Below are 11146 nucleotides of genomic sequence, written 5' to 3'. Positions count from 1 at the left end.
GAGCGCGACGGCCGCCAGCAGCGCCAGCACGACGACCAGGTCCGGCAGATAGCGCAGGGTCTGAGCGAGCTCCAGGGCGGTCTGCTTCGACGACCGCATCAGATAGATCGGCACCTGGCAGGCGATGGCGTAACCGGCGGCGGTCAGCCACACCGGGCCGATGCGTTGCTTGCGCAACAGCGACACGGCAACCGTGCCGATCAGAGCAAGCCAGCCGAGCGCCATCGCGAGCGGCGGGGGCGTGGCCCACGGCGAGGCGGGCGCCCACCGGTCCCAGTGCCACGGCCCGCCGGCCAGGCCCGGCACGATGCCGTGGGTGATCGATCGCCACACCAGATCGCCCGTCATCGCCAGGTCGAAACTCCACCGCCGCTGGTTGACGACGGCGAGGTAAACCGCCAGCCAGGCGACGGTCAACGTCAGCGACGGGATCCACAACCGCATGCCGGCCCGCCACACCGTTCGCAGCGCGGACCGGTCACCGTGCACGTGGGACAGCAGCGCGGCCACGGCGAAGGCGACGAATGGGATCACGGCCGCCTTCTCGAAGAACAGCAGGCCCCCGAAGTACACCAGCGCGCCGGTCAGGGCGTAGCGCCGATTCCCCGTGCGGAGCAGCAGGATCGCGTCGGCGCACACCCACGCCAGCGCCGCCAGCATGGGCAGCGAGTTCAGCGCGGCCGCCCACCACGCAAAGCCCGGCACGCCCAGCGGGGTGAACAGCGCGAACGTCAACGGGATCAGCAGCACCCACCGCCGGCCGAGGATGACGTACAGCGCGCGCAACAGGGCCAGCGAGGCCAGCGCCTGCAGCGCCAGCAGGCTGACCGCCGGCCACGTCCAGACGAGCGGGGCCAGCCGGGTGATGCCCCCGGCGAGCAGGAACGCGGCCGGCATCACGTGGCCGTCGTGGTCGTCGAACAGGTACGGCGCCGACAGCAGGCCCTCGGTGCCGGCCTTGCCGACCAGGATCAGGTCGTCCCAGTAGAAATAGCCGCCGAACGCCAGCACCGCACGGACGCCCAGCTGAACGAGGATCAGCGCGGCGGCGACCAGCGCCACGCGAGGTAGGCCGCTCGCGCGCGCGGCCCGCCGGTATGGTGGGCCGGTGCGCGCACTCGTCACCGGGGCAGCCGGATTCATCGGCTCGACGCTAGTCGACCGCCTGCTGGCCGACGGTCACGCGGTGGTGGGGCTGGATAATTTCGCCACTGGCCGCGCGACCAACCTCGAGCATCTGGCCGACCACCCGGCCTACGGCTTCGTCGAGGCCGACATCGTCACCGCCGACATGCAGGCGATCCTCGACGAGCACCGCCCGGAGGTGGTGTTTCACCTGGCCGCGCAGATCGATGTGCGGCACTCGGTGGCCGACCCGCAGTTCGATGCGTCGGTGAACGTCATCGGCACCATTCGCCTGGCCGAAGCGGCGCGCCAGACCGGGGTGCGCAAGATCGTGCACACCTCCTCGGGGGGATCGATCTACGGCACGCCGCCCGTGTACCCGACCCCCGAGACGGTGCCGACGGATCCGGCGTCGCCGTACGCCGCGGGCAAGGTGGCCGGCGAGATCTACCTGAACACGTTCCGCCACCTGTACGGCCTGGACTGTTCGCACATCGCGCCCGCCAACGTGTACGGCCCCCGGCAGGACCCGCACGGCGAGGCCGGCGTGGTGGCGATCTTCGCGCAGGCGCTGCTGTCGGGCAAGCCCACCAAGGTTTTCGGCAACGGCGGCAAGACCCGCGACTACGTGTACGTCGACGACGTGGTGGACGCCTTCGTCAAGGCCGCCGGGGACGCCGGCGCCGGGCAGCGTTTCAACGTCGGAACCGGGATCGAAACCTCGGACCGCCAACTGCATTCGGCGGTGGCCGCGGCCGTCGGTGGGCCCGACGACCCTGAGTTTCATCCGGATCGCCTCGGCGACCTGAGACGGTCCTGCCTCGACATCGGTTTGGCGGCAAGGGTTTTGGGCTGGCGCCCGCAGGTTCGGCTCGACGAGGGTGTGCGTCGCACGGTCGAGTACTTCCGCGGTACACACACCGGTTGACAATGCCGCGGATTTTTCGCCCTGGTTACGCGTTCGGTGGCTGCTGGGAGAGCAGCTAGCCGCGGGGCGGTCGTTGCGGTTTGAGTGTGCATTCGTGGCTTTGAGTCTGAACCGACGGCGGGGAATTCGCCGACATCCCGCCGTGGCTTCACACGCAAAGCCGCCAGTACACGCGGAACGACGGCCTGATCACACGCTCGACGACTGCTCGGGTTCCTGCGCGCCCTCCAACGCGACCGCTCGGGCCAGCCGCGCGTAGCGCAACTCCAGGTCCTTGAACCGCATGTAGGTGCTCAGTGTGGTGAAGCAGAACGCCATGATCAGCGCGTAGAGCATCAGGTCGGTGCCGCGCCGCACCCCGAACCAGTGCGCCACCACCGTGGTGTCGTCGGGCCGGAGCACGGCGTAGATGCCGCCGAGCACGAAGACGACGTACCCGACCTTGACCCAGGCCTTCGACCGTGAGTTGCGGCGCGACCGCAGCAGATAGAACAGCAGCGCGACGATCGACCCGATCAGCAATACCTGGATCCAGTTCATCTGGGAAGCCTTCCTCGCAGGAATCCGTCGAAGATGATGTTGACGCCGTTGAGCAGGGGCTGCCCCTTGGACTTCGAGTACTCGGTGTACAGCACCTCGACCGGTTGTTCGGCCACGCGCCAATGGTTTTCGGCGATCAGCGAGACGAACTCGTTGGCGTGGCTCATGCCGCTCATGGTGATGTCGAGCCCGTCGGCCACCTTCTTGTTGAACACGCGCAGCCCATTGTTGGTGTCGGTCAAGCCGAGTCGGCGACCGCGGCGGCTGAGCCGCGCCGCGGTCCGCAGCACGATGCGCTTGAAGAACGGCGGCCGGCTGCCCCCCTCGCGCGTGCCGAAACGGGTGCCGATGACGACGTCGACGTCGCCCGCGCCGAGCCGGTCGATCATCGCGGCCACGTCCTTGACGCGGTGCTGGCCATCGGCGTCGAACGTGGCGAAAACCCGCGCCCCGGGCTGCTTGCGGGCGTACTCGACGCCGGTCTGGATGGCCGCGCCCTGGCCCAGGTTGACGGGATGGCGCACCAGATGGGCCCCGGCCCGCCGGGCGATTTCACCGGTGCCGTCGGTGCTGCCGTCGTCCACGCAGACGACGTGGTCGAAGACCGAGCGCACGTCGGCGATCACCTCGCCGATGACCGCGGCCTCGTTGAAGGCGGGAATCACGATCCACACGCCGGAGTATTGGGATTCAGTAACCATCTACGCCCATAGGTTAGCCAGGATCAGCCGGTTAGGCGCCCGGCGCGCGCCAGCGCGGCCAGGTGGACGCCGATTCCCACCAGCGGCCCGCACAGCAGGCCGACCACGGTGCGCGTCTGCAGCGGCAGCGGCAACAGCAGCAGCAGCCCCGACGCCACCGTCGCGCCGACCCACCCCGACGCGTAGGCGCGATGCAGCGCCGCGGCCACAGTGGCGGCACCGGTCAGCGTCAGCATCGCGATCGCGAGGGCGGCCGCCGTCAGCCACGCGAGCAGCGCGCTGCCGGCCAAGTATTGCGGCCCGAAGAAGGTCCGCAGCAACCAGGGCCCGACGACGCCCGCCGCCAGCACCCCGACCGCCCCGATGCCGCCGATGATCCCGGCCGGCGCGAGCAGCGCCCGCAGCCGGTCGCTGCGCTCGTCGACGAAATGAGCGATCAGGTTGCCCTGCATGGCGGTCAGCGGCACCAGCAGCGGCGCGCGGGTCAACGTCACGGCCAGGATGATCACGCCACCCTCGGCGCCCAGGTCGGCACTGGTCAGCTTCAGCAGGACCGGAAAGCCCATCACCAGGATCGCGCTCGCGCCGGCCGCGGTGATCGAGTGGGCCGCGCCGCGCAGGAAGGTCGCGGTGCCACCCGGTGTCAGCAGCCGCGCCGCTTCGCGCGCCGTGGGCGAGGCCGCCAGCATGATCAGCCACGCCGTCGCGCCCGCCACCGTCGCCCACAGGAACCCGGCCAGGCCCCAGCCGATCACGAACGTCGCCGCGGCGACCGCCACCCGGATGACCGCATCGGTCACCATCAGCGCCCCATAGGTGGTCCAGTGATTGCTTCCGGCCAGCATCCCCAGCAGGGTGGCATGCAGGCAGAAGCCGGCCAGCCCCACGCTGAGCAGCGCCACCGACAACCAGCGCGCCTCGACGAACACCCGCCCGCTCCATAGCGGCGAGCTGCCGGCGATGGCGACGGCCGCGACCACACCGACCATGGCGGCGACGCGCAGCGGATGGGTGCGCCCGACCGGCGCCGCCCCGATGTCCCCGAGGTAGCTCGCGGAGCGAACCTCCCTGGTGGTCTCCTGCAACAGGCCGTTGGCGGCGCCGGTCACCAGCCCGAACGCGCCCCAGAACACCCCGAAGATCGAGAAGCCGCGCGGCGCCAGGTCACGCGCGGCCAGATAGATCACCGCATAGCCGCACAGCGCGGTCAGTGCGGTGGCGGTGCCGACCCGGGCCACGCTGCCCCGCGCGACCGGCCCCCTCGGGGCCTGGGTACCTCCGACTTCGGGCATCGCCACAATTTGAAAATAGTAAGTGCCCGGAACCGACGGACCCCGCCGCCGAGCCGGTTCGCTAGTGTGGGCGGCTGTCGGGAAGGATCCATGGCCGCGTTCCGCATCTTCGGGATTTCGCTGTTAGTCACCGTTGCGGCCCTCGCCGTCGGGTACGCGCACGGCGGGCTCGAAGACCTCTTTCTGTTGCTGGTGCTGGCCGTTCTCGAGGTGTCGCTGTCGTTCGACAACGCGATCATCAACGCCGCGATCTTGAAGCGGATGAGCCGGTTTTGGCAGCAGATGTTCCTGACGGTCGGGATTTTGGTCGCGGTCTTCGGTATGCGATTGCTCTTTCCGCTACTCATCGTTTGGGCGACCGCGGGCCTCGATCCGGTGCGCGCGTTCGAGTTGGCATTGCATCCGCCGCCGCACGGTGCGCTGGAATTTCCGGACGGCTCGCCCAGTTATGAGAAGCTCATCCTCGCCGCCCATCCGCAGATCGCGGCGTTCGGCGGGACGTTCCTTTTGATGCTCTTCCTGGACTTCATCGTTTACGACAGAGACATCAAGTGGCTCAAATGGATTGAGGTCCCGTTCGCCCGCGTCGGGCGGCTCGGCCAGGTCTCGGTGGCGGTGGCCCTCGTCGCGCTGGTGCTCGCCGGGACGCTGTTGACGCACTCCGGCGACGAGAGTGAGACGGTGCTGACCGCGGGGCTGCTGGGCCTGGTGACCTACCTGGTCGTGAACGGTTTGAGCCGCGCTTTCCGGCCACCGGACCTCCAGGCCGCGTCGGCGGGTGCGGCGGTCGGTAAGGCCGGCCTGAGCCTGTTCGTTTATCTCGAGGTGCTCGACGCCGCCTTCTCGTTCGACGGGGTGACCGGCGCTTTCGCGATCACCTCGGACCCGATCGTCATCGCGCTGGGTCTGGGATTGATCGGTTCGATGTTTGTCCGGTCGATCACCATCTACCTGGTCCAGCAGGAAGCGCTGGACCGCTACGTCTACCTGGAACACGGCGCGCACTGGGCGATCGGCGTGCTCGCCGTGATCATGTTGTTCTCGATCAACCCGCGATTTCAGGTCCCCGAGGCGATCACCGCCTCGGTGGGCGTGGTCTTCATCGGGGCGGCGTTGGGCTGGAGCGTGCTGCGCAATCGGCGCGATGCCGAGGCGGCCTCGAACTAGGCCTCGATCTGACCGGCGATGCGCCGCTCGATGGCGGCCCGGGACGGCGCCGGCAGCACGATGAGCCCGTCGAGTTCCTTCCTGGCCCGTGCGTAGGCGTTCTGCCGTTCCTCGCGGGTGGCCGCCTCGTCCTGCGCCAGGTGCAGCAGGTTCTGCGCGCGCGCCAGCCGCTGCTGGTCGTCCTCCGAGAAGTCGCTGCGGCGACGGCGGATGGCCTCGGCCTCGGCGATTTCGAACGCGCTGATGTACTCGTGGACTGCCTCGCGGTATTCCACCTGCGCGCTCCGGTCCCCGACCAGGTCCTCGGCGCGTTCGGGCCGCAGCAGGTCCGCGCGCGCCTTGGCCCGGTGAAAGTCGACCGTCAGCGGAGCCCGCATGTCCGTCATCATCGGGAAGTCCAGCAATTTGGCGATGTCGACTTCGTAGTCGAACCACCGGGCGTCCGTACGATCGTGCGCCGCAAGCAGTTTGATGAGCTCGCGGCGCGACACCTCGTCGTTGTTCCGGGCGCGCGCGGCCGCCTCGGCCGCCGCGATCTTGGCCTGTTGCTTCAGCCGGTAACGCTCCAGGCGGCGTTCGGCCCGGCGCTCGTTGGCGGCCGCGACCGCCCTGATGCCCGCGCCGATCGAGCCGCCCAGCGGAAAGATCAGCCACCAGAAATTGGAGGCGAAATGCCACATCGGGGTCACACCGCCAGGATGCCACCGCGTCGCGGCGTGCGCTTACGCGGAAAGCGTGAGCGTCAGTGCCCCTGGGCCTTGAACCGCTCGACCGAACGCTGCACCTCGGCTTCGGCCTCGGCGCGGCCGACCCAGTCGGCCGTCTTGACGAACTTGCCCGGCTCCAGCGCCTTGTATTCCGTGAAGAAGTGCTTGATCACATGCAGCTGGTGTTCCGGAACATCGCCGATGTCCTGGATGTGGTCCCAGCGGTGGTCGCCGGCCGGAACGCACAGCACCTTGTCGTCGCCGCCGGCCTCGTCGACCATCTGGAACATTCCGACCGGTCGCACCTCCACCAGCACGCCGGGAAACAGCGGGTCCTGCAGTAGCACCAGCGCGTCCAGCGGGTCGCCGTCCTCACCGAGGGTGTCCTCGATGAACCCGTAGTCCGTCGGGTAGGCCATCGAGGTGTAGAGGTAGCGGTCCAGCCGCACCCGGCCCGTCTCGTGATCGACCTCGTACTTGTTACGACTGCCTTTCGGAATTTCGATGGTCACGTCGAATTGCACCGCGCGGGCTCCTTCACGAGGGTGGTTCCGGGTAGGTCAGTTGGCGCCGCGCATCACCCTAGTCGAGCGTGTTTCGGCGGATTCGGCAGAATGGGTCCAAACAGTCAGGAGAGTGATGGGTCCTACTCGCTGGCGGAAATCCACGCAGGTGTTCATCGGGCTGGCCGTGCTGGCGTTCGTCGCCGCGGTGGTGGCGGCGGCGACGTTTTTCACCACGGGCGGGCACGGCGCCGGGGCGGCGCACGTTCCGGTCCCGCCCCCGCGCCCGCCGACGGTGAAGCCGGGGATGGTTGCGGTTGCTGACACCGCCGAGACACCCAGCCCCGGCGGGGTGACCGCGGCGCTCGGGCCCGTCGCGGCCGACCCCAACCTGGGCCGGCTGGGCGGCCGCATCACCGACGCCCTGACCGGCAAGGAGCTCTGGCAGGTGGCCGGCGACCTGCCCCTGGTGCCGGCGTCGACGAACAAGGTCCTGACGGCCGCCGCGGCGTTGCTGACGCTGGACCGCCAGGCCCGGATCAGCACCCGGGTGGTCGCCGGCAGCCCGAACCCCCAGGGGCCGATCGTGCTGGTGGGCGCCGGCGATCCGGCGCTGTCGGCGGCGCCGCCGGGGGTGGACACCTGGTACCGGGGTTCGGCGCGCATCAGCGACCTGGTCGAGCAGGTCCGGCGCAGCGGCGTGAGCCCGACGGCCGTGCAGGTCGACACCTCGGCGTTCAGCGGACCGACGATGGCGCAGGGCTGGGATCCGGCCGACGTCGACAACGGCGACATCGCGCCGATCGAGTCGGTGATGATCGACGCGGGCCGCATCCAGCCGACCACGGTCAACTCGCGGCGGTCCAGGACACCGGCGCTGGACGCCGGCCGGGAGCTGGCCAAGGGGCTCGGCCTGGATCCGGCCGCGGTCACGATCGGGTCCGCGCCGTCCGGGGCGCGGCAGCTGGCCGTGGTGCAGTCGGCGCCGTTGATTCAGCGACTGTCCGAGATGATGGACCACTCCGACAACGTGCTGGCCGAATGCATCGCGCGGGAGGTGGCGGCCGCCATCAACCGGCCGCAGAGCTTCGCCGGTGCGGTCGACGCGGTGACCAACCGGTTGAGCACCGCGCACGTCGAGACCGCCGGTGCGGCGCTGCTGGATTCCAGCGGGCTTTCGGTCGACGACCGGTTGACGGCCAAGACGCTGGACGGCGTGGTGCAGGCGGCCGCCGGGCCCGACCAGCCGGCGCTGCGGGCGCTGCTGGATCTGCTGCCGATCGCCGGCGGCAGCGGGACGCTGGGCGACCGGTTCCTCGATCCGGCCACCGATCGCGGTCCCGCCGGCTGGCTGCGCGCCAAGACAGGCTCGTTGACCGCCGTCAACTCGCTGGTCGGGGTGCTCACCGACCGCAGCGGACGGGTCCTGACCTTCGCGTTCCTGTCCAACGACGCGGGCCCGAACGGCCGTAACGCGATGGACGCGCTGGCCACCAAGCTCTGGTTCTGCGGGTGCGCATGACGGCCTCGTCCAGCCTGACGCTCGGTACCGCCGTCGACTGGCGATTCGCGGCGACGGTCGGGCAGCGGCTGGCCCGGCCGGGTCCGGCGTCCAGCGACTACACCCGCCGCCGGGCCATCGAGGAACTGACCAGCGCGGCCGCCAAGGCCGAACCGCCGGTGCGCGAGGTCACGGGCCTGGCCACCGCCGGTGCGGTGCCGCCCGCCCGCATCGTCGATCGCTCGCAGTGGATCGGCGCGGCGGCCGAGTCGATGCGGGTGATGACCAACGGCAGCGAGAAGCCGCGAGGGTTTCTCACCGGCCGCATCACCGGTGCGCAGACCGGGGCCGTGCTGGCGTTCGTGTCGTCGGGGATCCTCGGCCAGTACGACCCGTTCGCCAGGGGCCGGGAGGCTACGAACGGAGGAAGCCTGCTGCTGGTCTACCCGAACGTCATCGCCGTCGAGCGCCAGCTTCGGGTCGAGCCTTCCGATTTCCGGTTGTGGGTGTGCCTGCACGAGGTGACGCATCGGGTGCAGTTCACCGCCAACCCCTGGTTGTCCGGTTACATGTCGGAGGCGTTGGGGCTGCTGACGCAGGACGCGGGGGAGGACATCGGCCAGGTGGCGGCCCGACTCGCCGAGTTCGTGCGCAGCCGTGGCACCGGGGCGGTCGCCTCCGACGGGGGCCCGCCGGGAATCATCGGGCTGGTGCGCGCCGTGCAGTCCGAGTCCCAACGCAAGGCCCTGGACCAGCTGCTGGTCCTCGGCACGCTGCTGGAGGGCCACGCCGACCACGTGATGGACGCCGTCGGGCCGGTCGTGGTGCCCTCGGTCGCCACCATCCGGGCCCGGTTCGACGAGCGCCGCCACCGCAAGCAACCGCCGCTGCAGCGCCTGCTGCGCGCGCTGCTCGGGCTGGACGCCAAGCTCAGCCAGTACACCCGCGGCAAGGCGTTCGTCGACCACGTGGTGGGCAAGGTCGGGATGCAGCGGTTCAACACCGTCTGGTCCGGCCCCGAAACGTTGCCGTTGCCCGCCGAGATCGAAGACCCCCAGCGATGGATCGACAGGGTGCTGTAGGGCGGCTGCGCACGGCTGTCGAGGCGTTCGCCAACACCTACCTGCCCGCCGAGAAGCAGTGGTGCGTGGCGCTGTCCGGCGGCCCGGACTCGCTGGCGCTGACCGCCGTTGCGGCCCGGTTTCGGCCCACCACCGCCCTGATCGTCGATCACGGCCTGCAGGCCGACTCGTCCGCCGTCGCCGCCGCCGCGTGCGAGCAGGCGCTGGACCTGGGATGCGTTGCCGCGCAGGTCCTTTGCGTCCAGGTGGGCAGGGACGGCGGCCTGGAGGCGGCGGCGCGCGCCGCCCGCTACGCCGCGTTGCGTGCGGCCTGGGACGGGCCGGTGCTGTTGGCCCACACGCTCGACGACCAGGCGGAGACGGTGCTGCTGGGCCTGGGCCGCGGCTCGGGCGTGCGCTCGATCGCCGGGATGCGCCCGCATGACCCGCCGTGGTGTCGGCCGTTGTTGGGGGTGCGGCGTTCCACCACGCACGCCGCGTGCTCGGAGCTGGGTCTGACCGCCTGGCAGGACCCGCACAACAGCGACCGCCGCTTCACCCGCACCCGGCTGCGCCTGGAGGTGCTGCCGCTGCTGGAGGACGTGCTGGGTGGCGGCGTGGCGGAGGCGTTGGCGCGCACCGCGACCGCGTTGCGCGAGGACGGCGAGCTGATCGACACGCTCGCCGCGCAGGCGCTGCCCGAGGTGCGGGCGGGCGCGGGGCTGCAGCCGCGGGCCCTCGCCGCATTGCCCGGCCCCGTGCGGCGGCGGGTGATCCGCGGCTGGCTGCTGGCCGGGGGAGCGACCGCGTTGACCGACAAGCAGATCCGCGGCGTCGACACCCTGATCACGGATTGGCGCGGGCAGGGCGGGGTGGCGGTGGGCTCGTCGCTGCGGGCCGAGCGATTGATCGCGGGGCGGCGGGACGGCGTACTCACATTGTGGCGCGAGCCTGTGTAAATCGGGGCTGCCGTTGGTTATTCGGGCGCCGGCGTGGCACTCTGTGGTCGTGGCCCAGACGTCACCGCCGATCACCCCCGCGCAGCCCGCAGAGCTGTATCCCGGGGATATCAAGTCGGTGCTGCTCACGGCGGAGCAGATCCAGGCCCGCATCGCCGAACTCGGCGAGGAGATCGGCAACCACTACCGCGGCATCGCCAGCGAAACCGGCCAGGATCTGCTGCTGATCACCGTGCTCAAGGGCGCGGTGATCTTCGTCACCGACCTGGCTCGTGCGATCCCGGTGCCGACCCAGTTCGAATTCATGGCGGTGAGCTCGTACGGGTCCTCGACATCGTCGTCGGGCGTGGTGCGGATCCTCAAGGACCTGGACCGCGATATCAACGACCGCGATGTGCTGATCGTCGAGGACGTCGTCGATTCCGGACTGACGCTGTCGTGGTTGCTGCGCAACCTGAAGAGCCGGCGCCCGCGCTCGCTGCGGGTGTGCACGCTGCTTCGCAAGCCCGACGCGGTGCGCGCCAAGGTCGAGATCGCCTACGTGGGCTTCGACATTCCGAACGACTTCGTCGTGGGCTACGGCCTGGATTACGACGAGCGCTACCGCGACCTGTCCTACATCGGAACGCTGGATCCCCGGGTCTACGAGGAGTAGGCGGGAC

The 11146-nt window shown here is 70.1% G+C and carries 11 protein-coding genes and 1 pseudogene; 6 read left to right on the top strand and 6 right to left on the bottom strand.

Annotation, left to right across the window (positions count from 1 at the left end; all coding sequences use genetic code 11):
- Positions 1 to 1143, bottom strand: a pseudogene (locus A5705_RS24040) (hypothetical protein); the annotation flags it as partial.
- On the opposite strand from A5705_RS24040, the gene A5705_RS24035 reads away from it, so the two are divergent.
- Positions 1109 to 2053, top strand: coding sequence for an NAD-dependent epimerase/dehydratase family protein (locus A5705_RS24035; RefSeq protein WP_067871860.1), 945 nt, complete (start codon positions 1109 to 1111; stop codon positions 2051 to 2053). The pseudogene A5705_RS24040 and the gene A5705_RS24035 sit on opposite strands and share 35 nt — an antisense overlap.
- Positions 2054 to 2242: 189 nt before the next feature.
- Here A5705_RS24035 and A5705_RS24030 read toward each other — a convergent pair whose 3' ends face one another.
- Genes A5705_RS24030 through A5705_RS24020 form a run of 3 tightly spaced genes read right to left on the bottom strand, consistent with a single transcriptional unit; the run spans position 2243 to position 4586 of the window.
- Complete coding sequence (locus A5705_RS24030; protein ID WP_067871856.1) at positions 2243 to 2593, bottom strand: DUF2304 domain-containing protein; 351 nt, start codon at positions 2591 to 2593, stop codon at positions 2243 to 2245.
- A complete protein-coding gene (locus A5705_RS24025) occupies positions 2590 to 3294 on the bottom strand; it encodes a glycosyltransferase family 2 protein (RefSeq protein WP_067871854.1) in 705 nt (234 codons plus the stop codon). Before A5705_RS24025 ends, A5705_RS24030 begins: the two co-directional genes overlap by 4 nt.
- 23 nt (positions 3295 to 3317) lie before the next feature.
- Positions 3318 to 4586 (bottom strand): hypothetical protein, encoded by a 1269-nt coding sequence (locus A5705_RS24020; RefSeq protein ID WP_067871848.1) that lies wholly within the window; start codon positions 4584 to 4586, stop codon positions 3318 to 3320.
- A gap of 90 nt (positions 4587 to 4676) precedes the next feature.
- On the opposite strand from A5705_RS24020, the gene A5705_RS24015 reads away from it, so the two are divergent.
- Positions 4677 to 5753, top strand: a complete 1077-nt coding sequence (locus A5705_RS24015) for a DUF475 domain-containing protein (protein ID WP_067871845.1) — start codon at positions 4677 to 4679, stop codon at positions 5751 to 5753.
- On the opposite strand, the gene A5705_RS24010 is transcribed toward A5705_RS24015, so the two are convergent.
- Together A5705_RS24010 and A5705_RS24005 are read right to left on the bottom strand one after the other, a co-directional pair.
- On the bottom strand, positions 5750 to 6433 hold the full coding sequence (locus A5705_RS24010) for a hypothetical protein (RefSeq protein ID WP_067871842.1): 684 nt from the start codon (positions 6431 to 6433) through the stop codon (positions 5750 to 5752). The genes A5705_RS24015 and A5705_RS24010 overlap by 4 nt on opposite strands.
- Positions 6434 to 6495: 62 nt before the next feature.
- Complete coding sequence (locus A5705_RS24005) at positions 6496 to 6984, bottom strand: inorganic diphosphatase (RefSeq protein ID WP_067871839.1); 489 nt, start codon at positions 6982 to 6984, stop codon at positions 6496 to 6498.
- A gap of 115 nt (positions 6985 to 7099) precedes the next feature.
- Between A5705_RS24005 and dacB the strand changes: the two genes are divergently transcribed.
- From dacB to hpt, 4 genes are read left to right on the top strand one after another with little or no spacing between them, the layout of a single operon-like run.
- Positions 7100 to 8485: a D-alanyl-D-alanine carboxypeptidase/D-alanyl-D-alanine-endopeptidase gene (gene dacB / locus A5705_RS24000; RefSeq protein ID WP_156738197.1), complete on the top strand. Its 1386-nt coding sequence runs from the start codon at positions 7100 to 7102 to the stop codon at positions 8483 to 8485.
- Complete coding sequence (locus A5705_RS23995; protein ID WP_067871833.1) at positions 8482 to 9546, top strand: zinc-dependent metalloprotease; 1065 nt, start codon at positions 8482 to 8484, stop codon at positions 9544 to 9546. The genes dacB and A5705_RS23995 overlap by 4 nt, the downstream gene beginning before the upstream one ends.
- Positions 9525 to 10484, top strand: a complete 960-nt coding sequence (tilS, locus tag A5705_RS23990) for a tRNA lysidine(34) synthetase TilS (RefSeq protein ID WP_067871830.1) — start codon at positions 9525 to 9527, stop codon at positions 10482 to 10484. Before A5705_RS23995 ends, tilS begins: the two co-directional genes overlap by 22 nt.
- 43 nt (positions 10485 to 10527) lie before the next feature.
- Complete coding sequence (gene hpt / locus A5705_RS23985; protein ID WP_067871827.1) at positions 10528 to 11139, top strand: hypoxanthine phosphoribosyltransferase; 612 nt, start codon at positions 10528 to 10530, stop codon at positions 11137 to 11139.
- The last annotated feature ends 7 nt before the right edge of the window (positions 11140 to 11146 follow it).

This window comes from Mycobacterium sp. E787 (assembly GCF_001668725.1).
GTDB lineage: Bacteria > Actinomycetota > Actinomycetes > Mycobacteriales > Mycobacteriaceae > Mycobacterium.
The sequence above is the reverse complement of the archived record's forward strand: the minus strand, read 5'-3'. Positions and strand labels throughout refer to the sequence as shown.

Excerpts from the sequence above, each read along its gene's own strand:
- A5705_RS24030 (WP_067871856.1), bottom strand. The coding sequence starts at position 2,593 with ATGAACTGGATCCAGGTATTGCTGATCGGGTCGATCGTCGCGCTGCTG.
- A5705_RS24025 (WP_067871854.1), bottom strand. The coding sequence starts at position 3,294 with ATGGTTACTGAATCCCAATACTCCGGCGTGTGGATCGTGATTCCCGCC.
- A5705_RS24010 (WP_067871842.1), bottom strand. The coding sequence starts at position 6,433 with ATGTGGCATTTCGCCTCCAATTTCTGGTGGCTGATCTTTCCGCTGGGC.
- A5705_RS24015 (WP_067871845.1), top strand. The coding sequence starts at position 4,677 with ATGGCCGCGTTCCGCATCTTCGGGATTTCGCTGTTAGTCACCGTTGCG.
- A5705_RS24020 (WP_067871848.1), bottom strand. The coding sequence starts at position 4,586 with ATGCCCGAAGTCGGAGGTACCCAGGCCCCGAGGGGGCCGGTCGCGCGG.
- tilS (WP_067871830.1), top strand. The coding sequence starts at position 9,525 with ATGGATCGACAGGGTGCTGTAGGGCGGCTGCGCACGGCTGTCGAGGCG.
- dacB (WP_156738197.1), top strand. The coding sequence starts at position 7,100 with ATGGGTCCTACTCGCTGGCGGAAATCCACGCAGGTGTTCATCGGGCTG.
- A5705_RS23995 (WP_067871833.1), top strand. The coding sequence starts at position 8,482 with ATGACGGCCTCGTCCAGCCTGACGCTCGGTACCGCCGTCGACTGGCGA.